Below are 25,348 nucleotides of genomic sequence, written 5' to 3' on the forward strand. Positions count from 1 at the left end.
TGATCACAAATGATGTGTTCACCACCCACTGGGGGAGCGAGCTTGCTTGCGATGGGGCCAGTACTGACGCCAGGGAATCAAAGCCCCTCCAGCTCCGCCATCAGGTCATTCAAGCGATCCACTTTCTCCTCGGTGAGCTCGCTGGCCGTCAACCCGTCGATGTACCGGGCCAACTCTTCCACCGTGCTGCATTCGAACATCGCCCGCAGCGGCACATCCCGTTGCAGGGATTTCTGCACCCGCGAGGCGATCTGTGTGGCCAGCAGCGAATGCCCGCCCAACTCGAAGAAGTTGTCACGAACACCCACCTTCTCGACCTTCAATACCTCGGCCCAAATGTCTGCCAGGGTCTGCTCCAGCTCATTGCGCGGCGCCTGGTAATCCTGGCTTTGCAATTGACCGATCTCCAGCGTCGGCAGGGCCTTGCGGTCCAGTTTACCGTTGGCGTTGAGCGGTAGCTTGTCCAGCCATAACCAGTGCAGAGGCACCATGTATTCCGGCAACTCGACACGCAGGCGTTGCTTGATGCGCTCCAGGCGTTCCGCCGGATCGAGCGCAACATCCGCCGCGACCAGATAGCCCACCAGGTGCTTGCCGTTCGCCCCTTCCTGCACACCCACCGCCGCATCGCGGACTTGCGGTTGTTCGTGCAGGCGAGCTTCGATTTCACCGAGCTCGATGCGGTAACCGCGGATCTTCACCTGATGGTCGACCCGGCCGACATATTCCAGAACGCCGTCACTGCGACGGCGGGCCAGGTCGCCGGTGCGATACAGGCGCTCACCCGGTGCGCCGAACGGGTTCGGCACAAACACCGGTGCCGTGCGCAGCGGATCGCTGACATAGCCGCGACCGACCCCGGTCCCCGCCACGCACAGTTCACCCACCGCGCCCAGCGGCACCAGTTCCAGCGCTCCGTCGAGCAGGTACAATTTGTTGTTGTCAGTCGGCGTACCAATCGGCAGGTAGCTGCCGCGAGTCGACGCCATATCGACGCGGAAGAACGCCACGTCATCCGAGCACTCCGCCGGGCCATAGGCATTCACCAGGCCGATCTGCGGATAGCGCAGCAACCATTGATGCGCCAGTTCCGGCGGCATCGCCTCCCCCGTCGGCAACATCCAGCGCAGGCCATCGAGGCTCATGCGTTCCTGGGCGAGCATGCCCTGGATCAGCGAAGGCACGCTTTCCAGCACGGTGATGCCCTGGCTTTGCACATGGGCCAGCAAACCCTGGGGATCGTGGGCAATGGTGTTCGGCACGATGTCCACCCGGGCGCCGAACAACGGCGCGGCGAGGAACTGCCACACGGAAATGTCGAAGCTTTGCGACGCGGTTTGCGCGATCACGTCGGCGTCGCTCAGGTTCAGGTACGGCACCTTGCTCAACTGGTTGTTGAGCATGCCGCGCTGTTCGACCATCACGCCTTTGGGCAAACCGGTGGAGCCAGAGGTGTAGATCACATAGGCGAGGTTGTCCGGACCACTGTAGACACCAGGATTGTCCGCCGACAGCGCAAGGGCCTGGACTTCTTCCCAGACCAGCAGCCGTGGCCGGCTGGAGCAGCCGAACTCCTCGAGCAAGGCTTGCGCCTGCTCACGACAGGCTTGCGTGCACACCAGCAATGGCGTGCGGCTCAGATCGATGATCCGGCTCAGACGCTGACCCGGCAAACCCGGATCCAGCGGCAGGTAACCCGCCCCTGCCTTGAAGCTGCCGATGATCATGCCCAGCAAATCGAGGCTGCGTTCGGCCAGCAAGGCCACCGGTTGATCGCGCCCGACACCGGCGGCGATCAATGCATGACCGAGGCGGTTGCTGCGCTGGTTCAGCTCCAGATAACTGTATTGCCGGTCCAGACAACTGGCGGCAATTCGCAGTGGATGCCGGGCGACCTGCGTTTCGAACAATGAAACGTAGCTCTGCTCCAGCGGGTAATCGTGTTCGCTCTGGTTGCAGCCATGGATGAGGAAGTCCTGCTCCTCAGTCCCCAGCAACGGCAGGTCGGCCATGTCGCCATGGAAACCTTCCACCAATGCCAGCAGCAGACGCTTGAACTCAGCGAGCATGCGCTCGACCGTGGCCTCATCGAAGTAGCGTTGGTCGTAGGACAGGTGCAAGCCCAGGTCATCGCCCGGATAGCACACGGCCGTGAGCGGGAAGTTGGTATGGGTTCGGCCCGAGTCCGAGGTCGCGTTGAGGCTCTGCGCACGGTCGAGCACCGAGACTTCCACCGGGGCGTTTTCGAACACGAACAGGCTGTCGAACAGCGGCTGGCCTTTGGGCAGTTCGCTTTGCTCCTGGATGTTCACCAGTGGCAGGTATTCGTATTCACGCAGTTGCATATTGTTGTCGAGCAGACCGGTGAGCCACTGGCGCACGCTGCATCGCTGGCCGTCCTCAGGCATTTTCACCCGCAGCGCGATGCTGTTGATGAACAGGCCGACGGTGCGCTGCATCTGCGGCATGTCCACCGGACGCCCGGCCACGGTGACGCCGAACAGCACGTCGCGATCACCGCTCAAGCGCCGCAGCACCAGGGCCCACGCCGCCTGGGCAAAGGTGTTGATGGTCAACTGATGGGCCTGGGCCAGTTCGCGCAATTGCGCACCGTCACGGGCATCGAGCCTTGCATAGCGGTCGCCGACGATCATGCCACCGCTGTCGCCGGCATGTTCACGCAGCAATGGCCGGTCGCTCGGGATCGGCGTGGTCCGTTCGAAACCCTGCAGGTTGGTTTTCCACCACTGCCGTGCTTCGGCCAGGCTCTGATGCTGCAGCCAACCGATGTAGTCGCGATAACGTGGTGGTACCTCCAACTGCGCTTCCCGGCCTTCGCCGAGGGCGCTGTAGATCTCGAAGAAATCATTCATCAGCAGCGAACGGCACCAGGCATCGATGAGGATGTGGTGGTTGCTCATCATGAACCAGTAGCGCGCCGCGCCCACACGGATCAAACGCAAGTGGAACGGCGCCTGGTTGAGCAGATCGAACCCCGCCTCGCGTTCGGTCTTGAGCAAGGTTTGCAGCTTCGGCTCTTGCTCGGCTTCGGCGAGATTGATCCAGTCGAGGTATTCGATCGGCGTGCTGCCCGGTTTGTGGATCACTTGCAGCATGTCTTCGCCGACGTTCCAGCAGAACGACGCGCGCAATGCTTCGTGGCGGGCGATCACTGCTTGCCAGGCCTGGGCGAAACGCTGCGGGTCCAGTTCGCTGTTGATGCGGTAGCGGTCCTGCATGTAGTACAGGCCGGTGCCCGGCTCCAGCAAGGTGTGCAACAGCATGCCTTCCTGCATCGGGGTCAACGGGTAGACGTCTTCGATGACGGCGGCCGGGACCGGCAGCGCATCCAGTTGAGTCTGGCTGAGATTCGCCAGCGGGAAGTCCGACGGCGTCAGGCCACCCGCGTCGTCGCGCAGGCAATGCTCGATCAGGCTGTTCAACTCACCGAGGTAGGCATCGGCCAACTCGTCGATGGTTTGCCCATCGAAGCGTTCGGCGCTGAAAGTCCAGCGCAGTACCAGTTCACCGCCATACACCTGGCCGTCGACGCTCAGCTCGTTGGGCAACGGGGCATTGGCATCGTGGGCCGCGCCAATGGCTTCATCCAGTGGATGGAGCAGCGCGTCCGCCCCGAAGCTCTGGTCGAACTGGCCGAGGTAGTTGAAGGTGATCGGCGCCACCGGCAACTGCGCCATGCTGTGGCGGCTCAGGTCATCGGCCAGGTAACGCAGCACGCCATAGCCCAGGCCTTTGTGCGGCACGGCACGCAATTGCTCCTTGATCGCCTTGATCGACACGCCCTGCCCGGCGGCTTCTTCGATGTTCAGCGGCGTCAGGCGCAGTGGGTAGGCGCTGGTGAACCAGCCGACGGTGCGGGTCAGGTCGATCTCGTCGAACAGCGCTTCGCGGCCGTGGCCTTCCAGTTGAATCAGCGCCGATGGCTGACCGCTCCAGCGGCACAGCACGCGGGCCAATGCGGTCAGCAGCAAGTCGTTGACCTGGGTGCGATAGGCACTCGGTGCCTGTTGCAGCAACTGCCGGGTACGCTCGCTGTCGAGGCGCACACTTACGGTTTGCGCATGTCGGTTCTGCCGCCCGCCTGCGGGGTGATCACAGGGCAAATCGGCAGTGGGCCCGGCCAGGTGCGCCTGCCACCAGCCCAGTTCTTCGCGCAGGGACTCACTGCCGGCGTAGGCTTGCAGCCGTGCGGCCCAGTCCTTGAAGGCGCTGGTTTTCGCCGGCAGTTTCACCGACTGCTGCGCGTCCAGTTGGCGGTACACGGTTTGCAGGTCGTCCAGCAGTACGCGCCATGAAACACCATCGACGACCAAGTGGTGAATCGCGATGAACAGCCGTTGCTGGCCCTCGGGACCATCGACCAGCAACACGCGTATTAGCGGTCCCTCTTCGAGGTCGAGGCTGCGCTGGGCATCGGCGAACAAGGCCGCGCATTTGTCCATCGACGAAACGCGTACCTGCCACAACACCGGAGCCTCGGAAATCGGCTGATGCTGTGCTTGCCACTGACCGGCGACCTTGCTGAAGCGCAGACGCAAGGCGTCGTGCTGTTCGATTACCGCCAGCAGCGCTTGCTCCAGTCGATGGGGCTCCAGAGGTGCGGTCGGTTGCAGCAACAACGCCTGGTTCCAGTGCTGGCGCTGCGGGATGTCGGTGTCGAAGAACCAGTGCTGGATCGGCGTCAGACGCGACTCACCCATGATCAAGCCCTGCTCGGCGCTGACCTGCTCGCTGCGGCTGGCCACGGCGGCGAGGGTCTGCACGGTCTGGTGCTGGAACAGGTCGCGAGGGCTGAAGTGAATGCCCTGCTGCCGTGCCCGGCTGACCACCTGGATCGACAGGATCGAGTCACCGCCCAACTCGAAGAAGTTGTCGTTGAGGCCGACCTGTCCGACGTTCAGCACTTCGCACCAGATCTGCGCGAGGCTGACTTCAAGCTCGTTGCTCGGCGCTACGTAGTGATGGCGATTCAGCTCCGGGTCCGGCGCCGGCAGCGCGCGGCGGTCGAGTTTGCCGTTGGCGGTTAGCGGCATGCTGCCCAGCAGGATCAGGTGCGTGGGCACCATGTAGTCTGGCAGTTGCGATTTCAGATGCGCCTTGAGGGCCTCGCGCAAGACCGATTGCTGTGCTTCGTTCTGTTCGGCGACGTCAGTCACCAGATAGCCGACCAGTTGCTTGCCACTCGGTGCATCGAGCGCCAGCACAACGGCTTCACGAATCGATTCATGCTCCAGCAGACGGGTTTCGATCTCGCCCAGTTCGATGCGGAAACCACGAATCTTCACTTGATGGTCGATGCGTCCGAGGTATTCCACCAGGCCGTCGGCGCGCTGGCGCACCAGGTCGCCGGTGCGGTAGATACGTTCGCCGTTGGCGGCAAACGGATCGGCCACAAAGCGCTCCGCGGTCATGCCCGGACGCTGGTGATAACCCTGGGCCAGACCCGCGCCACCGACGTACAACTCGCCCGTCGCGCCTTGCGGCACCAACGCCAGGTCGGCGTCGAGAATGTAGGCCACGCGGTCGCCGATGATGCTGCCGATCGGCACACTGCCGGCGCCCTCTTCCAGCACTTCGGGGGCGAGACTGGCCAGCGGCATGACCACGGTTTCGGTCGGGCCGTAGGCGTTGAAGAACAGGCTCGGCTTGAAGGCTGCGCGAATGCGCGCCAGGTGTTCACCGGTCAGTGCTTCGCCGCCGGTAATGATCATGCGCACCGCCAGGGTTTCATTTTGTGTTGCCAGCCATTGCGCCAACTGGCTGCCATAGCTCGGCGTGAATCCGAGGACGTTGATCTGATGACGACGGATCAGGTCACAGATTTCTTCCGCGTCCCACTGCCCTTGAGCCCGCAGCACCACTTGCGCACCGCTGAGCAGCGGCACCAGCAAACGCTCGGTCGCGGCGTCGAAGTTGATCGAATAGAAGTGCAGTTCGCAATCGTCAGGGCGCATGGTGAAACGCTCGATCACCGCGCGGCAGTGCATGGCGATTTCGCCGTGGGATACCACCACGCCTTTCGGTTTGCCGGTCGAACCCGAGGTGTAAATCAGGTAGGCCTGATGCTGCGGCAGGCTGATCAACGGCAATTCGGTGGCCGGGTAATTGGCCAGTGCAGCGGCGTCTTCTTCAAGACACCAGCGGCCAACGGTCGCCGGCAACTCGCCCAGGGCCTTGAACATCGCCGCATCGCTGAGCAGCAAACCGATGCCGCTGTCTTTAATCATGTAATGCAAGCGGTCCAGCGGGTATTCCGGATCCAGCGGCACATAGGCGCCGCCAGCCTTGAGGATCGCCAGCAGGCCGACGACCATCTCCAGCGAGCGCTCCAGTGCCAGCCCTACACGAACCTGCGGTCCGACACCACGCTCGCGTAGCATCCAGGCCAGGCGATTGGCCCGGCCGTCGAGTTCGGCATAGCTCAGGGTTTGCCCGGCGAAGGTCAGGGCCGGAGCGTCCTGGCGCATCAAGGCTTGCTCGGCGAACAGGTGATGGATGCACTGGTCCAGCCGATGCTCGCCCGGCTCGACGCCGAGACTGTCGAGCAGATGTTGTTGTTCGCCACACGCCAGCAGCGGCAGTTCGCTCAAGCGCTGCTGCGGATCGGCAATCAGCGCCTCCAGCAGGTTGCGCCAATGCTCGGCCATGCGCGCAATGCGCGGCTCGTCGAACAGATCGGTGCTGTAGGTCAGGCAGCAACCCAGGCGATGGTCCAGGTCGGTGACTTCCAGGTTGAGGTCGAACTTGGTCGCGCGGGCATCGTTGGCCAGGTACTCGACCGTCATGCCGGCCAGGGTGCGGCTTTGCTGGAACTCCCAGCGCTGCACGTTGCACATCACCTGGAACAATGGGTTGTAGGCCGCGCTGCGGGGTGGTTGCAAGGCTTCCACCAGATGATCGAACGGCAGGTCCTGATGGGACTGGCCTTCGATCACCGTGTGGCGCACCTGCTCGAACAATTCGCCCACGGACATCCGCCCGTCGAGCTGGCAGCGCAGCACCTGTGTGTTGAGGAACGCGCCGATCAGCCCTTCGCTTTCCGGGCGAATGCGGTTGGCCACCGGCGCGCCGATGCGCAGATCGGTCTGGCCGCTGTAGCGGTACAGCAGCGTAGCCAGGGCGGCGGTCATGGTCATGAACAGGGTCAGGCCGTGTCGCGCATTGAAGGCGCGGACCCGTGCCGCGAGGTCGTCGCTCAGGTCAAAGCGATACAACTCACCCTGATGGCTTTGCACCGGCGGACGCGGACGGTCGGCCGGCAACTCCAGCAACGGGTGTTCGCGGCCCAGTTGCGTGGTCCAGTAATCGAGCTGGCGCTGACGCTCGCCGGACTCCAGCCACTGACGCTGCCACACGCTGTAATCCAGGTACTGCACCGGCAACGGCGCCAGCGGTGATTCACGGTCATCGACGAACGCTTCGTACAGCGCGCTGAGCTCCCGGGCAAAAATGTCCATCGCCCAGCCTTCGGTGACGATGTGGTGCAGGGTCAGAACGAAGTAGTGTTCCTGTTCGGCGGTCTTGACCAGGCAGGCGCGCAGCAAGGGTCCGGTCTCCAGATCGAACGGCTGGTGCGCTTCGTCGTCGGCCAGTTGCTGGACCTGCCACTCGCGGACCTCGGCATCCAGCGCGGTGAAATCCTTCCACGCCATGCGCACGCCGGTTTGCGCGTGTACTTGCTGGCGGGCGACGCCGTCGATGCTCGGGAACGTGGTGCGCAGGGTTTCGTGACGCAGGATCAGGGCTTGCAGCGCGGCCTCGAAGCGCGCCACGTCGAGCACGCCACGCAGCCGCGCCATGCCGCCGACGTTGTAGGCCGGGCTGTCGGGCTCCATCTGCCAGAGGAACCACATGCGCTGCTGGGAATAGGACAGCGGCACCGGCTGCCCGCGGTCGACTTTTTCAATCGGCGGCTGTTTGTTGGTGCTGCCACTGGCCTGGATCAGGCGAACCTGTTCGGCAAACGCACCGAGTTCGCTGTGCTCGAACAGCGCCCGCAGCGGCAACTCGACGTCGCAGGCCTGGCGGGTGCGGGAGATGATTTGCGTGGCCAGCAGCGAGTGACCGCCGAGGGCAAAAAAATCATCGCGCAAACCGACTTGCGTCAAACCCAGCACTTCGCGCCAGATGCCGGCGATGCGTTGTTCCAGTTCTGTCACAGGCTCGACGTGCTCGCGAACCTGCCACTGCGGTTCCGGCAACGCGCGGCGGTCGAGCTTGCCGCTCGGGCCGAGGGGCATTTGGTCCAGGCGCATCAGTTGCGCCGGCACCATGTATTCCGGCAGTTCGGCGGCCAATGCGCTTTTCAGGCGCGCGGTTTGCTCGACCTCGTCCCCGGCATTGTCCGCAGCGGTGTAGTAACCGATCAACTGCGCCCCGGCCATGGTGTCGCGCACCAGCACCACGGCTTGCGCAACGCCGTCCTGGGCCAGCAGCCGTGCCTGGATTTCCTCCGGCTCGACCCGGAACCCGCGCAACTTGACCTGTTGATCGAGACGACCGAGGTATTCGATCACGCCATCCGCCGTCCAGCGTGCCCGGTCGCCGGTGCGATACAGGCGTGCGCCCGGCTCGCCCAACGGATCGACCACAAATCGTTCGGCGGTCAACGCCGGGCGACCGAGGTAACCACGGGCCAAGCCAACGCCGCTGATGCACAACTCACCCGGCACACCGACCGGAACGGGATGCAGATCGCTGTCGAGCACGCGGCAGATCACATTGCCCAGCGGCCGGCCAATCGGCGAGCGTTCGCCATCGGCGCTGGAGCATTGCCAGTGGGTGACGTTGATCGCGGTTTCGGTCGGTCCGTAGCGGTTGTGCAGTTGCATCGCCGGCAGTTGCGCCAGCACCCGGTTGCGCAGCTCCGCGGGCAAGGCCTCGCCCCCGGAGAACAGCCGGCGCAGGCTGGTGCATTCAGCACTGAGCGGTTCGTCGATGAACAACGAAAGCAGCGGCGGCACGAAGTGCAACGTGGTCACGCCGTACGCTTGCACCAGCTGCGCGATGCGATGTGGATCGCGGTGTTCGCCGGGACCGGCGATCAACAGACGTGCGCCTGTGATCAGCGGCCAGAAGCACTCCCACACCGACACGTCGAAACTGATCGGCGCCTTTTGCATCAGCACGTCGGTTTCGTTCAGGCGATAAGTGTCCTGCATCCATTGCAGGCGCTCGGCCAGCGCCGCGTGGGTGTTGCCGACGCCTTTGGGCTGGCCGGTGGAACCGGAGGTGTAAATCACATAGGCAAGATTGTCGCCGTGCAGATGCAGCCCCGGCGCATGGCTTGGCCAACTGTCCAGGTGCAGGGTGTCCATGGCGATCACACTGACACCCTCGCTGGCCGGCAAGCGCTCGAGCAGCCGGGTGTGCGTCAGCAGCAATTGAACACCGCTGTCGCTGAGCATGTAGGCCAGGCGTTCGGCGGGGTAATCCGGGTCCAGCGGCACGTAGGCGCCACCGGCCTTGATGATCGCCAGCAGGCCGATCAGCAGTTGCGGCGAACGCTCGCAGGCGATGGCCACGCAAACGTCCGGGCCGACGCCTTTGTCGCGCAGGTAATGGGCCAGACGGTTGGCCTGGGTGTGGAGTTCGGCGAAGTCCATATGGCCGCCCTCCCAGATCAACGCCGGGCGCCCAGGTGTCAGCCGGGCCTGTTGGTTGAGCGATTCGGGTAGCCATTGACTGGCCGCTGCACAGGGTGCGCTGGCCCAGTCCGATTGCTGATGCTGCTCGGCGGCCGTCAACAGCGGTAAGTCACCGATGGCGATGTCCGCTTGCTCGCAGACAGCCCCCAGCAGGTTGCTGAAATGGTCGGCCAGGCGCCCGATGGTCGCGGCGTCGAACAATTCGTTGGCGTAGTCGAAGGACAAGGTCAGGCGACCGTTGCGGTCTTCTTCGCTGTGCAGCTGCACATCGAACTTGGCTTCGCGGCTATGCCAAGGCAACTCTTCGGCCAACAGCCCCGGCAGGCGCTTCAAGGCGCCAAGGTCCCGTTGCTGATGGTTGAACATGACCTGGAACAGGCCCTGTTCACGGGCCTGCGGGAAGGCCTCGAGCAGTTGCTCGAACGGCAAGTCCTGATGTGCTTGCGCACCCAACGCCGCCTGACGGGTCTGCGCCAGCAACTCAACGAATGGCAGACTTGAGTCCACTTCGACACGCAGCACCTGGGTATTGATGAAGAAGCCGATCAGACCCTGGGTTTCCAGGCGTGGACGGTTGGCATTGGGCACGCCGATGCGGATATCTCGTTGGCCGCTGTAGCGGTGCAACAAGGTCTGGAACGCAGCCAGCAACAACATGAAGACGGTCGATTCATGGGCCTGGGCGGTCTGACGAATCGCATCGCTCAGGGGAGCGCCCAGACGCACGGTGTGGCGAGCGGCGCTGTGCAGTTGTTGTGCTGAGCGTGGATGGTCGGTGGCCAGGCTCAGGGTTAGATGTTCATCACCCAAGCGGTCTTTCCAATAAGCCAGTTGCCGCTCGCCTTCCCCTTGCGCCAGCCATTGCCGTTGCCAACTGCCGTAGTCGGCGTACTGCGTCGGCAATGGCGCAAGCACCCCTTGCAGGCCCTGGGAGGCGGTCGCATACAGGCGCGAGAACTCGTCGATCAACACATTCAGCGACCAGCCGTCAGCGATGATGTGGTGCAGGGTCACCAACAACTGATGGTCTTCGTCGTCGAGGCGCACCAGCGTCACCCACAGCAGCGGGCCTTTCTCCAGATCGAACCGGGTCCGTGCTTCGTCCTCGCGGATCTGCTGCGCCCGGGCCTCACGCTCGGCGGCCGGCAGGTCGCTGATGTCGATCAGTTGCAGGTTGAACTCACCCGCCGGATCGACCTGTTGCAGCGCCACGCCATCACGCTCGAAGAATCGTGTGCGCAGGGATTCGTGGCGCTCGATCAACTGCTGGAAACTGGCGCGCAAGGCGTCCTCATCCAGCTCACCGCGCAGGCGCAAGCCGCCAGGAATGTTGTAGGCGCTGCTGTGTGGGTCGAGTTGCCAGGTGATCCACAGGCGGTTTTGTGCCAGGGATTGCGGCATCGGTTGCTGGCGCGACAGTGCCGTGATCGCGCCCTGGGCCAGGCCACCGTCCTGTTGCAGACGGGTCACGACATCGGCGAATGCACCGAGGGTCGGCGCTTCGAACAGCAGGCGCAGGCTCAACTCCAGACCCAACTCTTCCCGCAGACGCGCCACCACTTGCGTCGCTGCAATGGAGTTGCCGCCGAGCAGGAAGAAATGATCGTCGGCGCCCACCTGCGCCACTTGCAACTGCTCACACCAGATACGTGCGATCAAGCTTTGCAGCGTCGATCCCGACTCGCTATTGCCCGTGCTTTCGTTGCTGGCCGACGGGAACACCGCGTAGCTGTCGAGGCTGCCGTCCGCCAAGCGATTGCGACACGCCGAGCGCTGCAATTTACCGCTGGACGTTTTGGGAAGCGCGCCCGGATTGAGCAGCACCACCACGCTCGGCGCCTCCTGATACGCCTCGGCGACGGCCTGGCGAATGGCTTTGATCAAGGATTCAGGCGGCAGGATTTTCTGCACGCTGCGGCTGATTTCAGCGGCGATGCCGATGCCTTCCTGACCGTCAACCGTGACGGCGAAGGCGGCGACGCGTCCTTTGCGCACCACTTCCACTTCGCGCTCGACAGTCTGCTCGATGTCCTGCGGGTACAGGTTATGCCCGCGCACGATCAGCATGTCCTTCAGGCGCCCGGTGATAAACAGTTCGCCGTTGCGCAGAAAACCCAGGTCACCGGTGCGCAGCCAGGTCTGCCCGGCGTGCTGGACGAAGGTCTTGGCGGACGCCTCGGGGTTGCGCCAGTAGCCTGAGGCGATGCTCGGCCCGCTGGCCCAGACTTCGCCGACGACGTTGTCGGCCTGTTCGCTGAGCGAGACAGGATCGAAGATCAACACCGCGTGCGCCGGCTGGCTGATACCGCAACTCATGATCGGGCTGCCCTCGCCCGCTTCGATGCGGTTCTGCGCCAGGGCCTGATCGTCTACCCGCAGGTTGCCGATGCCTTGGCCGCGAGCTGTGCCGGCCACGAACAAGGTGGCTTCGGCCAGACCGTAGGAGGCCATGAAACTGTCCGCGGTGAAGCCGCAGGTCGCGAACTTCCCGGCGAAGCGTTCCAGAGTGTCGAGGCGAATCGGTTCGGAACCGGAATACGCCACGCGCCAGCCACTCAGGTCGAGCCGTTCCAGGGCCGACTCGCTGACCCGCTCACTGCACAAGCGATAGGCAAAATCCGGCCCGCCGCTGATGGTGCCGCCGTATTCGCTGATCGCCTCCAGCCAGCGTAACGGCCGACCGAGAAAATACGCCGGGGACATCAACACGCAAGGCACGCCGCTGAAAATCGGCTGCAGCAAGCCGCCGATCAGGCCCATATCGTGATACAGCGGCAGCCAGCTGACGATGACGTCGTCGGGGTTCAGGTCAATGCCGAAACCGTGGCGAATCAGCAATTCGTTGGCCACCAGATTGCCGTGGCTGACTTGCACGCCTTTGGGCAGCGCGGTGGAGCCAGAGGTGTATTGCAGGAAGGCGATGTGATCGTCCTGCAAGTCCACCGCGACCCAGCGCTCGGCCAGTGCACCGTCGAGGGTATCGACACACAACAGCGGCGGCGCGCCGTCGATCTGCTGCAACCCATCGCGCAGCCCGGCGCTGGTCAACAGCAAGCGAGACTGGGCGTCGCTGATGATCGACAACAGGCGCTCCTGGTGATGACGGCGTGTCGACTCCGGCGGGTAGGCTGGTACCGCGATCACCCCGGCGTACAGGCAACCGAAGAACGCCGCAACGTAATCCGGGCCACTGGGGAACAGCAACACCGCGCGGTCGCCAACATCCGTCCGGGCCTGCAACGCGCCGGCAATCGTCCGTGCCCGCAGATCCAGTTCGCGATAGCTGAGCACCACAGCCTGGTCCGGGGTCTCGGCGAGAAAGCGCAGGGCCACCCGATCCGGCGTCAGCGCCGCGCGGCGCTGAAGGGCTTGGACCATTGTGCTGGGGAGTTCGAACGCGTCGGTCATGAGGTTTCCTGCCTGAATTCGGCTTGGTAGGAGCGAGCCTGCTCGCGAAAATCCGAAGAACGCCGCGGGGTGTCAGGCGCCCATCGTTGACGACCATCGCGAGCGAGCTCGCTCCTACAGGGTGATGAGGGTTGCGCTGTGCAATTCACCAATGAGAACGGATGACGTCTGGAAATAATTAGTCGCCAGGCTGGAACGCAAAGCGGACTGAAGTGAGTCAGCGTGTCGCAGTTCTCACTCTTTACCTTTGTAACGCATTAGTTCTTTTTCTCATTTGACAATCATTATCATTAAGCCTAATTTGTCGCTCGATGTGTAGGACGGCCCCCCCGGCTCATTCGCCGTCCCACTAACCTTTTGGCAGCAAGGTGATTTCCATGATGGAACCAGTATCCACAAGCAGGTGCGATACACCGCTACTTCAGGCATTCGTCGACAATCGATTGATTCTGGTGAAGATCGCAGCCCGAATTACCGGTTGCCGCTCACGTGCCGAAGATGTTGTGCAGGATGCATTCTTCCGGCTGCAATCGGCCCCGCCCATCACCAGTTCGATCAAGGCTCAGCTCAGCTACCTGTTCCAGATCGTGCGCAACCTGGCGATCGACCACTACCGCAAACAGGCGCTGGAGCAGAAGTATTCCGGCCCTGAAGAGGAAGGGCTGAATGTGGTGATCCAGGGTGCGTCACCGGAAACGTCGCACATCAATTTCTCGACGCTGGAGCACATCGCCGATGCGTTGACCGAGTTGCCGAGCCGCACCCGCTACGCCTTCGAGATGTACCGCCTGCACGGCGTACCGCAAAAAGACATCGCCAAGGAACTTGGCGTCTCGCCGACCCTGGTGAACTTCATGATCCGTGATGCGCTGGTGCACTGCCGCAAGGTGTCGGGCCAGCGTGGCGATATGGCTGCTCGCCACTAAGTTCTGAAATCTGCATCGCGCCCATCGCGAGCAAGCTCGCTCCCACAGGTTCAGCGCACACAGGAAAATGTAGGAGCGAGCCTGCTCGCGATGGGGCACTCAAGAGCGCCGAAGATATTTAGCCTCAAGCCTCAGGCCAGTGCGCACCGATCAAAAAACCGCTCCCGCCCCAACACCATCAGGGCCGCGCGCTTGTGCGGAAAGTCGAACTCTTTCTCGCAGTGAAAGCGCTGCTCTTGCATGTATCCGATCATCTTCGCGTTATCGGCACGAGGCTCGGCAACCACGCGCTGCGTGCGCGGGTCATCGAGAAACAGATAATGCACCAGCGCCGATAACCAACTCGCCACCTTGTGCGGACCACGGTGATTTTCTTCGCCCACCAGCATGTGAATGCCACGGTCGTAATCGCCGGCCTCGTAGAACGGCGCGATGCGATCTTCCCTGGCCCAGTAGGCCTCGAAATAAGCGAAGGGCTGATCGTCGAAACAACCGATCAGCGTCAGCGCGTGCGGGTCGGCTTCGAGTTTGCTCAGGTATTGGCGATGCTGTTCGAGGCTGCCCTCCTCCTGCCAGAAACTCGCGACACGCGGGCTGTTCTGCCAGCGGTTGAAGCGTGCCAGGTCTTGCTCGATGTCCAGCGTGCGCAGGGAAACCCGAGCACCCAGCCGTGCATCGAAGCGATGATACACTTCACCACGGGGTTTGACCGGCCGCCGTGGATGACGCTTGCCGTCGGTGATGAGCATTTGCTGCGGGTAGCTGCCGGTCAGGGAATGCCCCAGCCAAGGCTGCGGCAACTGCCAGAACAAGGTGCGCTCGCAGTGATACTGGCCGTTGACGGGAGTCGGAATCAGCAGACCGCTGAACACGGCTTCGTCCGGCACCTCCTGCAGTTGCCAGACCAGGCGCTGACAGTCGGGGTTGCGAGCGAACAGCCAGTAACAGGCCGCCCACAATGCCTGTCCTTCAGGGCGACTGAAACGCTCCTCCAGTTGCACGTGCAACTCGGGGCCACGATTCAGCCGCAGGGCAAGCAACGGTTGCCCTTCCAGACTGAGGCTCAGGCGGCAATCGGTTTCATCAGCGGCAAGACGACTGCCTGTCGGCAGACACAGGGCAGTCAGGTCATTGAGATTGGGCATGGGTCGGGCTCACGATAGTCGTCGACAGTTCAACGAAGTGACGTGAGCCAGGGCGGGAAATTTAGGAAAAGACCATCATTTGGCGACTTGTGATGCCGGTTCGTTGTGCGGGACCGGCACAAGCGCAATCTTGTACGGATCGAAAATCTTCAACATCTGGCCGTTGTCCCGCAAGCCTTGCAGCACCTTGGCGAATGCCTCGCCGCTGATGGGAGCCGTCGGGCGCAGGATGGCGTAATGGTGATAGACCTGATCGATGCGTTGGGACGCCAGCAACTCGCCGGCGACTTTTTCATTGCGCAGGAAGTAATCGCTCAGGTACGAACGCGTGACCAGGGCGATGTCGGCCCGGCCGCGCAATACCATCAGCAGATTGCTGTCATGGGAATAGGTCAGCGTGGCGTTGTAGTTTTTCGCGAGGTACAGGGGGTCGGCATTGAAATTGGCGAACTCGTAGTGATAGCCGCTGAACAGCGCCAGGCGCTTGCCGTTCAGGTCGGCGAAATAGCTTTGCTGTCGATCGGGCAGGCGTTGCGCGACAAAAATTTCGGCGTCCTCCAGCCCCATGTCGACGGCTGTGTGGGGGATCTCTTCCCAACCCCAGGCGGGATTTTCGAAGATGGCCATGTCGACCCGGCCCTGCTTGAAATCACCGAAGCGCCGGGGAATGGAAGTGGGCACCAGGACAAACTGGTAGTCAGTTTGCGATGCGTTCAGGGCCTCGACCAGTTGCGGCAGCAACCCGGTATCGGCCCCGGATTCCGGGCGCACGGTGTAGGGCGGAAAGTGCGCGGCACCGATGCGCACCAGTTGCGCAGCCTGGGACGGCATCATCGTTGACGCCGCAAGCATCGTCAGCAAAAGCCGCGAGGCTGACCGAATTGGCGTACCCATCAAAACGTCCCCACTCCCCTAATAAAACGGTACCAATGCATTCAAGCTAGGCGGTTTTGTCCAGTTAGCCAGTTTAATGCTGGCCAACACAAGCTTATTGCCGGTCTTCCAGCACCAGAATCAACGCCTCATCGGCCAACTGATCGAGACTCATGCTGCCATCGGCGCGAAACCAGGTGGTTGTCCAGGACAATGCGCCAGTCAGGAAGCGTCGGGTGATGAACACATCGCCGCGGATAAACCCGGCGGTCTTGGCTTCGCCCAATACTTGCAGCCAGATGTCTTCGTAGATGTCCCGCAGCGCCAGGACCTTGGCCTGGCCCTCTTCGGACAGCGAGCGCCATTCGTAGACCAGCACGGCCATGGCCTCGCCGCTACCGCCCATGATCGACTGCAATTCACAGCGGATCAGCGCCAGCACCTGCTCGCGCACACTGCCGGCCTCGGCGATGGCCGCACGCATCAACGCGGTGTTGTAGCGTATGGTTTCTTCCATCACGGCGCGCAGGATTTCGTCCTTGCTCTTGAAGTGATGGAAAATGCTCCCGGACTGAATGCCCACGGCGCCGGCCAGGTCGCGCACGGTCGTGCGCTCATAGCCTTTATTGCGGAACAGGTGGGCCGCCACTTGCAGCAATTTGCCACGGGCGCTGTCCGGGTCGGTCAATTGGCCGTCGTCCACCAATTGGCGCATCACCCTCAGGGCTTTTTGCTCGTCCACCCGTTCTCTCCTACAGTCGTTCAATCAATAACGCCGATCCCCCCGAAAACAACGGGGTTGCGCGGGCAATTTAAGCGCATGGATGCAACCAAGCAAGCGCTTGGGCAGAAGATAATCAAGTCATTTACAAACCAAGCGCTTGCTTGGTAATGTCGACGCACTTCGGTTGGAGGTGGCTATGGAATGGACTGCGCCTGAAACAATTCGCATCGGTTGTGCCAGCGCCTTCTGGGGCGATACCTCGACCGCTGCCGCGCAACTGGTGGAACACGGGCATCTGGACTATCTGGTCTTCGATTACCTGGCCGAAATCACCCTGTCGATCATGGCCGGCGCGCGGATGAAAGATCCCCAGGCCGGCTATGCGGGCGACTTCATCGAAGTGCTCGCGCCCTTGCTGGGGCAACTCGCGCAGCAAAACATCCGGGTCATCAGTAATGCCGGCGGGGTCAACCCCCAAGCCTGCGCCGCCGCCCTGCAAGCGGCCTGCGACAAGGCCGGGGTGGCGCTGAAGATCGCCGTGCTGCTGGGTGATGACCTGCAGCCGCAATTCAAAAAGCCGGGCAACCTGGGCATTCATGAAATGTTCAGCGGCGCGCCCCTGCCATCGATGTGCGTCTCGACCAACGCCTACCTCGGCGCACCCGGCATTGTCGAAGCCCTGCGCCTGGGGGCGGACATCGTGATCACCGGGCGGGTGGTCGACAGTGCGGTGGTCAGCGCCGCGCTGGTGCATGAGTTCGGTTGGTCGTGGCACGACTATGACAAGCTCGCCCAGGCGGCATTGGCCGGGCACATCATCGAATGCGGCGCCCAATGCACGGGCGGCAACTTCACCGACTGGCGCGACGTGCCCGACTACGAACACATCGGTTTTCCCATCGTCGAAGTCAGCGCCGACAGCCAGTTCATCGTCAGCAAACCCGAAGGTACAGGCGGGCTGGTCACGCCGCTGACGGTGGGCGAACAGATGCTGTACGAAATCGGTGACCCGCGCGCGTATCTGCTGCCCGACGTGGTGTGCGATTTCACTCAGGTCAAACTGCTGCAACAAGGCAAGAACGCGGTGCAGGTGCACGGCGCCAAAGGCCTGCCGCCGACCGCTCAATACAAAGTCAGCGCCACGTACCCTGATGGTTTTCGCTGCACCGCCAGTTGCCTGATCGCCGGCATCGATGCCGTCGACAAGGCGCGGCGTGTCGGCGAAGCGATCATCAACAAGACCTCGGAAATGTTCCGCCAGCGCGGCTGGGCGCCGTACAGCGACGTGAGTATCGAGTTGCTGGGCAGCGAGGCCACCTACGGCCCCCATGGCCAGCGTCAGGACAGCCGCGAAGTGGTGATCAAACTCGCGGTGCGCCATCCGGACAAGCAGGCATTGATCGTGTTCTCCCGGGAAATCGCTCAGGCCGCCACCGGCATGGCGCCGGGGCTGACCGGCATTGTCGGTGGCCGGCCAACGGTGTACCCGCTGATCCGGCTGTTCTCGTTCCTGATCGACAAAACCGCCTGCACGCTGGACATTGATTTCATGGGCCAGCGCCACCCGTGTGCCCTGCCCGCCCTCGATGTGCTCGACCCGCTGGACCTGCCAGCCCTGCTCGCGCCACCGAAACCGGATGGCCTGGCCGACGCCAGTGTGGCCCTGGTCAAACTGGCGGTCGCCCGCTCGGGCGACAAGGGCAACCACAGCAACATCGGCGTCATGGCCCGCGAGCCGGAATTCCTGCCATGGATTGCAGAAGCCTTGACCCCGGAAGTGATCGTCGACTGGATGGGCCACGTCCTCGATCCAATCCACGGGCGGGTCGAGCGCTGGTACTTGCCCGCCAGCCACAGCCTGAATTTCCTGCTGGAAAACGCCCTCGGCGGCGGCGGTGTCGCCAGCCTGCGAATCGATCCGCAAGGCAAGGCCTTCGCCCAGCAGCTGCTGGAAATCCAGATCCCGGTGCCGCAGCGCATCGCCGACCAGTTCAATTAGAGGATTGCCGCCATGGCCTACGATTCGATTTTCAAAGCCGATTTGTTTGCTGGCCAAAACATCATCGTCACCGGTGGCGGCAGTGGCATCGGCCGCTGTACTGCCCACGAACTGGCGGCCCTCGGCGCCCATGTGCTGCTGGTCGGGCGCAATGCCGACAAGCTGAAAACCGTTGCGGCGGAGATCGCCGACGACGGCGGCAAGGCCGACTGGAGCACCTGTGATATCCGCGAGGAAGAAGCGGTGACGCATCTGGTCAGCGAGCTTATCCGCAAGCACGGTCCGATCCACGGCCTGGTCAACAATGCTGGCGGGCAATACCCCTCGCCCCTGGCCTCGATCAATCAGAAGGGTTTCGAAACCGTGATGCGTACCAATCTGGTGGGCGGCTTCCTGATGGCCCGGGAAGTGTTCAACCAGTCCATGAGCAAGCACGGCGGGGCCATCGTCAACATGCTCGCCGACATGTGGGGCGGCATGCCCGGTATGGGCCACTCCGGCGCGGCACGTTCGGGCATGGACAACCTGACCAAGACCGCCGCGTACGAATGGGGTCATGCCGGGGTGCGGGTCAATGCCGTGGCGCCGGGCTGGATTGCCTCCAGCGGCATGGACACCTACGAAGGCGCCTTCAAGGCCGTGATCCCGACCCTGCGCGAACACGTGCCGCTCAAGCGCATCGGCACCGAATCGGAAGTCAGCGCGGCGATAGTTTTCCTGCTCAGCCCGGCAGCGGCGTTTGTCAGCGGCAGCACCTTGCGCATCGACGGCGCCGCCAGCCTCGGCGGCCGCGCCTGGCCGATCCATAAAGCGACCAACAGCGAGTCGTACAACGGTTTCCACCGCGCGTACATACCAGACGTGTTGAAGGACAAGGAATAACCCATGCCGGTGATTCAGTCGCAACTCGACCCCCACAGCGAGTCGTTCGCCCAGAACCGTGCGGCGATGCTGAGCGCCATCGAGCAAGTTCGCGTGCTCGAACAGAACCTGCTGAACAAGGCCGCCGAAGCCAGGCCGAAGTTCGAAAAACGCGGCCAATTGTTGCCTCGCGAGCGCCTCAACCTGCTGCTGGACCCCGGCGCACCGTTTCTCGAACTGGCGAGCCTGGCCGGCTACAAGCTGCACGACGACAAGGATGGCAGCTCCGCCGGTGGCGGCTTGATCGCCGGTATCGGCTACGTGTCCGGCGTGCGCGTGCTGGTGGTGGCGAACAACAGCGCGATCAGGGGCGGGACCATCTCCCCCAGCGGCTTGAAGAAATCCCTGCGCCTGCAACAGATCGCCATGGAAAACAAACTGCCAGTGATCACCCTCGCCGAAAGCGGCGGCGCCAACCTCAATTACGCGGCGGAAATTTTCGTCGAAGGCGCGCGCAGCTTTGCCAATCAGGCGCGGATGTCGGCCATGGGATTGCCGCAGGTCACCGTGGTGCATGGCTCCGCCACGGCGGGTGGCGCCTATCAGCCGGGGCTGTCGGATTACGTGGTGGTGGTGCGTGGCAAGGCCAAGCTGTTTCTCGCCGGCCCGCCACTGCTCAAAGCCGCCACCGGCGAAGTCGCCACCGATGAAGAATTGGGCGGTGCCGAGATGCACGCACAAACCGCCGGCACCGCCGAATACCTGGCTGAAAACGACGCCGATGGCGTGCGACAGGTACGCGAGATTATCAGCCTGTTGCCGTGGAACGAGCAGTTGCCTCCACTACCCGAACGTCGCTGGGAGGAGCCGCTCTACCCCATCGACGAACTGCTGGGCCTGATCCCGGATGATCCGAAAAAACCCTACGACGCGCGCGAAATCATCGCCCGCCTCGCCGACGCTTCGAACTTTCTTGAATTCAAGGGCGAGTTCGATCAGCAGACCCTGTGCGGTCATCTGAAAATTCAGGGCCGCGCCTGTGGCTTCATCGGCAACAACGGCCCGATCACGCCAAAAGGCGCGAGCAAGGCCGCCCAGTTCATCCAGCTGTGCGACCAGAGCCAGACGCCGCTACTGTTTTTCCACAACACCACCGGGTTCATGGTCGGCACCGAATCGGAACAGCAAGGCGTGATCAAGCACGGAGCGAAGATGATTCAGGCGGTGGCCAACGCCCGGGTGCCGAAGCTGACCATCGTGGTTGGCGGCTCCTACGGCGCGGGCAACTATGCGATGTGCGGTCGCGGTCTTGACCCGCGTTTCATCTTCGCCTGGCCCAACAGCCGTACCGCCGTGATGGGCGGCGCGCAAGCGGGCAAGGTGCTGCGCATCGTCACCGAGGCCAAACAGGCCAAGGACGGCCTGGTGCCCGATCCGAAAATGCTCGACATGCTCGAACAGGTCACCGCGCAGAAACTCGACAGCCAGTCCACGGCGCTCTATGGCAGCGCCAACCTCTGGGACGATGGTTTGATCGACCCGCGCGATACCCGGACCTTGCTGGGTTACTTGCTGGATATCTGTCACGAGGCCGAGGTGCGGCCATTGCAAGCCAACAGTTTCGGTGTGGCGCGGTTCTAAGCCGACTATCAGGAGAACAATAAAAATGATCTTCACCCAGGAACACGAAGCACTGCGCCGCACCGTTCGCCAGTTCGTCGAGCACGAGATCAACCCGCATGTCGAGGAATGGGAAAAAGCCGGGCGCTTCCCCATCCACGATATCTTCCGCAAGGCCGGCGACCTCGGATTGCTGGGTATTTCGAAACCGGAAAAGTTCGGCGGCATGGGGCTCGACTACAGCTATTCGATCGTCGCCGCCGAAGAGTTCGGCACCATCCATTGCGGCGGCATTCCAATGTCCATCGGCGTGCAGACCGACATGTGCACGCCTGCGCTGGCCCGGTTCGGTTCCGATGAACTGCGCGAGGAATTCCTGCGCCCGGCCATCAGCGGTGAGCAGGTCGGCTGCATCGGCGTCTCCGAAGTCGGCGCCGGCTCTGACGTCGCCGGGCTGAAAACCACGGCGCGCAAGGACGGCGACGATTACGTGATCAACGGCAGCAAGATGTGGATCACCAACTCGCCGAGCGCCGACTTCATCTGCCTGCTGGCCAACACCTCGGACGACAAACCGCACATCAACAAGTCGCTGATCATGGTGCCGATGAACACACCGGGCATCAGCTTGAGCTCGCACCTGGACAAGCTCGGCATGCGCAGCTCGGAAACCGCCCAGGTGTTTTTCGACAACGTGCGCGTACCGCAGCGCAACCGCATCGGCCATGAAGGTGCGGGGTTCATGATGCAGATGCTGCAGTTCCAGGAGGAACGCCTGTTCGGTGCGGCCAACATGATCAAGGGCCTGGAGTACTGCGTCGACAGCACCATCGAATACTGCAAGGAGCGCAAAACCTTCGGCAACGCGCTGATCGACAATCAGGTGATCCACTTCCGCCTGGCGGAACTGCAAACCGAAATCGAATGCCTGCGGGCGCTGGTCTATCAGGCCACCGAGCAATACATCAAAGGCCAGGACGTCACGCGCTTGGCCTCCATGGCCAAGCTCAAGGCCGGGCGGCTGGGCCGCGAAGTCAGTGACAGTTGCCTGCAATACTGGGGCGGCATGGGCTTCATGTGGGACAACCCGGTGGCCCGGGCTTACCGCGATGTACGGCTGGTGTCGATCGGCGGCGGCGCCGACGAAATCATGCTGGGAATCATCTGCAAACTCATGGGCATTCTGCCGGGGAAAAAGAAATGAACAGCCTGCCGGTTTGCCAGACTTTGCTGCTGGAGCTGCACAACGGCGTGTTGCACATCACCCTCAACCGCCCCGAAAGCCGCAATGCGATGAGCTTGCAAATGGTCGCCGAGTTGCGCTCGGTGCTGGCCGCGGTACGCGATAAACCAGGGGTTCGCGCACTGGTGATCGGCGGCGTCGGCGGGCACTTCTGTGCCGGCGGTGACATCAAGGACATGGCCAACGCCCGCGCTCAAGGCCCAACTGCGCACCGGGATCTGAACCGGGTGTTCGGTACGCTATTGCAAGAAGTGCAACACGCTCCGCAAGTGGTGATTACCGTGCTGCAGGGCGCGGTGCTCGGCGGCGGTCTCGGCCTGGCCTGTGTCAGCGATATCGCCCTGTCCGATCACCAGGCGCAATTCGGCCTGCCGGAAACCAGTCTCGGCCTGTTGCCGGCCCAGATCGTACCGTTCGTGGTGCAACGCATCGGCTTGACCCAGACCCGGCGCCTGGCCCTGACGGCGGCGCGTTTTGATGGCCACCAGGCACGGCGCATGGGCCTGGTGCATTTTGTCGAACATGATCCGCAGGCCCTGGCCGAGCGTCTCGATGAGGTGTTGGCCCATGTGTTGTGTTGCGCGCCGGGGGCGAATGCGGCGACCAAGAAACTCTTGCTCGCAAGTGCGGGTCAGCCCTCCGATGCCCTGCTGGATCAGGCTGCCGAATGGTTCAGCGAAGCGGTGACCGGAGCCGAAGGCATCGAGGGAACGATGGCCTTCGTGCAAAAACGCAAACCGGGGTGGGCCTCCTGAAAAGCATCGCGAGCAAGCTCGCTCCCACCTTGGATTTATGCCGTTCATAAACCCTGTGGGAGCGAGCTTGCTCGCGATGAGTCCCGACCAGACACCGCTAAAAATCAGAGAGCCTACCCATGCCCGGACTCAAAAAAATCCTCATCGCCAACCGCGGTGAAATCGCCTGCCGCATCCAGCGCACGGCCCAGGCGCTGGGCTATCGCACGGTCGCCGTGTTCAGCGACGCTGACGCCGATGCACTGCACGTGCGGATAGCCGACGAGGCGGTCAACATCGGTCCGGCCCCGGTGCAACAGTCTTACCTGAACATCCAGGCGATCCTCGACGCAGCCCGGCGCACGGGCGCGGATGCGATCCATCCGGGCTACGGTTTCCTCTCGGAAAACGCCGGGTTTGCCCTCGCGTGCAGGGACGCTGGCATCACCTTCATCGGCCCCAGCCCCGAGGCCATTGAACTGATGGGCAGCAAGCGCCTGTCGAAAATCGCCATGATCGAAGCCGGTGTGCCGTGCATCAACGGCTATCAAGGCGCCGGGCAGGACGATGCCACCCTGGGCCGTGAAGCCGAGCGCATCGGCTATCCGTTGATGATCAAGGCCAGCGCCGGCGGCGGGGGACGCGGTATGCGCCTGGTGCACGACGCCAGCGATTTGCTGGAACAGATTCGCACCGCGCGCTCCGAAGCCCTGAACGGTTTTGGCAGCGGTGAACTGATCCTCGAACAGGCACTGGTCGAACCCCGTCACGTCGAGGTCCAGCTGTTCGGTGACCGGCATGGCAACCTGATTTACCTCGGCGAGCGCGATTGTTCAGTGCAGCGCCGGCATCAGAAAGTCATCGAGGAAGCGCCCTGCCCGGTGATGACCGCCGAGCTGCGCCAGGCCATGGGCGAAGCGGCGCTCAAGGCCGGGCGAGCGGTAAAGTACGTCGGCGCGGGCACCGTGGAGTTTCTGCTGGATGCGCGCGGGCAGTTCTACTTCCTGGAGATGAACACCCGGCTGCAAGTGGAGCACCCGGTGACCGAACTGATCACCGGGCTGGATCTGGTGGCCTGGCAGTTGAGCATCGCCGAAGGGCAACCGCTGCCTTTGCGTCAGGAACAGGTGCAACTCACGGGCCACGCCATGGAAGTGCGCCTGTATGCCGAAGACCCGGCCCAGGGTTTCCTGCCGCAAACCGGGCGCGTCGTGGCCTGGGAACCGGCATTGCAGGACGGCGTGCGGATCGACCACGGCCTGATCGAAGGCCAGGTCATCAGCCCTTTCTACGACCCGATGCTCGGCAAGCTCATCGCTCACGGTGCCACCCGCGAAGAAGCCCGTCGCAAATTGTTGCGGGCGGTCCAAGACAGCGTGCTGCTGGGGCTGAAAAGCAATCAACGCCTGCTTGCCAGCCTGCTGGAACATCCGCAGTTCGCCAGCGGTGATTTCAGTACCGGGTTCATCGCGCAGCACTTCACCGATCACACCTGCCTGCATCCCGAAACCCCTGGCGCGCACCACTTGGCCATTGCCGCCGCCCTGTTCTATCAGGCTGCGGCGCAGGCTCACCTGGCCCCGCTTGGCGGTTGGCGCAACAACGCCAGCGTGCCGCTGCACTATCGCATCGGCCTTGAGGATCAGGACTGGCCGGTAGCGTTGCAAGCGATCCCGGGCGAGCCGTTGCGCATTCAGGTCGCCGAGCGCAGCCTCGAACTGAAGATCATCCACAGCGACGGACGCTGGGCCACCCTGGAAATCGAAGGCGTTCGCCAACGCCACGCTTATCGCCTGGAGGCCGGGCGTCTTCGGCTGTTCACCCGACCGGGCAGTCTGCAGTTCGTGGATCGCACCCAGGTGCAGGTTACCGGCCAGGCCAGTGTCAGCTCCGGCACCCTCAAGGCACCGATGGACGGGGCGATTGTCGACGTCCTGGTCAACGAAGGCAGCCAGGTGACCAAGGGCCAACTGCTGGTGGTACTGGAGGCGATGAAAATGGAGCACCCATTGAAATCGGGCATCGACGGTGTTCTCAAACGCTTGCAAGTCAAAGTCGGGGATCAGGTGAAAAACCGGCAGATTCTATTGGAGGTCGAATAAGCCGCTAGGCGGAACCACCGGGTTTGGCTACGCTCAAAGCTATCA

General features: G+C 62.8%; 11 protein-coding genes. 7 read left to right on the forward strand and 4 right to left on the reverse strand.

Annotated elements, in window-relative coordinates:
• Window positions 1-77: 77 nt before the first annotated feature.
• Window positions 78-13,076 carry a non-ribosomal peptide synthetase gene (locus J4D25_RS17215; protein WP_057713860.1) on the reverse strand — a complete coding sequence of 4,333 codons (12,999 nt, stop codon included), beginning with the start codon at window positions 13,074-13,076 and terminating at the stop codon, window positions 78-80.
• Window positions 13,077-13,453: 377 nt separating this feature from the next.
• On the opposite strand from J4D25_RS17215, the gene J4D25_RS17220 reads away from it, so the two are divergent.
• Window positions 13,454-14,002, forward strand: a complete 549-nt coding sequence (locus tag J4D25_RS17220) for an RNA polymerase factor sigma-70 (protein WP_057713859.1) — start codon at window positions 13,454-13,456, stop codon at window positions 14,000-14,002.
• Between the two features lie 131 nt (window positions 14,003-14,133).
• Here J4D25_RS17220 and J4D25_RS17225 read toward each other — a convergent pair whose 3' ends face one another.
• The 3 genes from J4D25_RS17225 to J4D25_RS17235 form a co-directional block, all read right to left on the reverse strand.
• On the reverse strand, window positions 14,134-15,147 hold the full coding sequence (locus J4D25_RS17225) for a GNAT family N-acetyltransferase (RefSeq protein ID WP_057713858.1): 1,014 nt from the start codon (window positions 15,145-15,147) through the stop codon (window positions 14,134-14,136).
• A 75-nt stretch (window positions 15,148-15,222) separates the two neighbouring features.
• Window positions 15,223-16,041, reverse strand: coding sequence for an ABC transporter substrate-binding protein (locus J4D25_RS17230; protein ID WP_057713857.1), 819 nt, complete (start codon window positions 16,039-16,041; stop codon window positions 15,223-15,225).
• Between the two features lie 94 nt (window positions 16,042-16,135).
• Window positions 16,136-16,762: a TetR/AcrR family transcriptional regulator gene (locus J4D25_RS17235; RefSeq protein WP_057713856.1), complete on the reverse strand. Its 627-nt coding sequence runs from the start codon at window positions 16,760-16,762 to the stop codon at window positions 16,136-16,138.
• Window positions 16,763-16,940: 178 nt separating this feature from the next.
• Between J4D25_RS17235 and J4D25_RS17240 the strand changes: the two genes are divergently transcribed.
• The 6 genes from J4D25_RS17240 to J4D25_RS17265 all read left to right on the forward strand — a co-directional run bounded on the left by J4D25_RS17240 (window position 16,941) and on the right by J4D25_RS17265 (window position 25,303).
• Complete coding sequence (locus J4D25_RS17240) at window positions 16,941-18,743, forward strand: acyclic terpene utilization AtuA family protein (protein ID WP_057713855.1); 1,803 nt, start codon at window positions 16,941-16,943, stop codon at window positions 18,741-18,743.
• Between the two features lie 12 nt (window positions 18,744-18,755).
• Complete coding sequence (locus J4D25_RS17245; RefSeq protein WP_057713854.1) at window positions 18,756-19,625, forward strand: SDR family oxidoreductase; 870 nt, start codon at window positions 18,756-18,758, stop codon at window positions 19,623-19,625.
• 3 nt (window positions 19,626-19,628) lie between these two features.
• Window positions 19,629-21,245 carry a geranyl-CoA carboxylase subunit beta gene (atuC, locus tag J4D25_RS17250; protein WP_057713853.1) on the forward strand — a complete coding sequence of 539 codons (1,617 nt, stop codon included), beginning with the start codon at window positions 19,629-19,631 and terminating at the stop codon, window positions 21,243-21,245.
• 25 nt (window positions 21,246-21,270) lie between these two features.
• Window positions 21,271-22,428 carry a citronellyl-CoA dehydrogenase gene (gene atuD / locus J4D25_RS17255; RefSeq protein ID WP_057713852.1) on the forward strand — a complete coding sequence of 386 codons (1,158 nt, stop codon included), beginning with the start codon at window positions 21,271-21,273 and terminating at the stop codon, window positions 22,426-22,428.
• The gene (locus J4D25_RS17260; protein WP_057713851.1) at window positions 22,425-23,222 is read left to right on the forward strand and encodes an enoyl-CoA hydratase/isomerase family protein; all 798 of its coding nucleotides are present in this window, start codon (window positions 22,425-22,427) and stop codon (window positions 23,220-23,222) included. The genes atuD and J4D25_RS17260 overlap by 4 nt, the downstream gene beginning before the upstream one ends.
• Before the next feature lie 119 nt (window positions 23,223-23,341).
• On the forward strand, window positions 23,342-25,303 hold the full coding sequence (locus J4D25_RS17265; RefSeq protein ID WP_057713850.1) for an acetyl/propionyl/methylcrotonyl-CoA carboxylase subunit alpha: 1,962 nt from the start codon (window positions 23,342-23,344) through the stop codon (window positions 25,301-25,303).
• The last annotated feature ends 45 nt before the right edge of the window (window positions 25,304-25,348 follow it).

This window comes from Pseudomonas sp. GW456-L13, from assembly GCF_017350115.1.
Lineage (GTDB): Bacteria > Pseudomonadota > Gammaproteobacteria > Pseudomonadales > Pseudomonadaceae > Aquipseudomonas > Aquipseudomonas jessenii.

Bases quoted from the DNA above. Each gene is read 5' to 3' on its own strand.
- J4D25_RS17215 (WP_057713860.1), bottom strand. From the start codon at position 13,076: ATGACCGACGCGTTCGAACTCCCCAGCACAATGGTCCAAGCCCTTCAG.
- J4D25_RS17220 (WP_057713859.1), top strand. From the start codon at position 13,454: ATGATGGAACCAGTATCCACAAGCAGGTGCGATACACCGCTACTTCAG.
- J4D25_RS17225 (WP_057713858.1), bottom strand. From the start codon at position 15,147: ATGCCCAATCTCAATGACCTGACTGCCCTGTGTCTGCCGACAGGCAGT.
- J4D25_RS17230 (WP_057713857.1), bottom strand. From the start codon at position 16,041: ATGGGTACGCCAATTCGGTCAGCCTCGCGGCTTTTGCTGACGATGCTT.
- J4D25_RS17240 (WP_057713855.1), top strand. From the start codon at position 16,941: ATGGAATGGACTGCGCCTGAAACAATTCGCATCGGTTGTGCCAGCGCC.
- J4D25_RS17245 (WP_057713854.1), top strand. From the start codon at position 18,756: ATGGCCTACGATTCGATTTTCAAAGCCGATTTGTTTGCTGGCCAAAAC.
- atuC (WP_057713853.1), top strand. From the start codon at position 19,629: ATGCCGGTGATTCAGTCGCAACTCGACCCCCACAGCGAGTCGTTCGCC.
- atuD (WP_057713852.1), top strand. From the start codon at position 21,271: ATGATCTTCACCCAGGAACACGAAGCACTGCGCCGCACCGTTCGCCAG.
- J4D25_RS17260 (WP_057713851.1), top strand. From the start codon at position 22,425: ATGAACAGCCTGCCGGTTTGCCAGACTTTGCTGCTGGAGCTGCACAAC.
- J4D25_RS17265 (WP_057713850.1), top strand. From the start codon at position 23,342: ATGCCCGGACTCAAAAAAATCCTCATCGCCAACCGCGGTGAAATCGCC.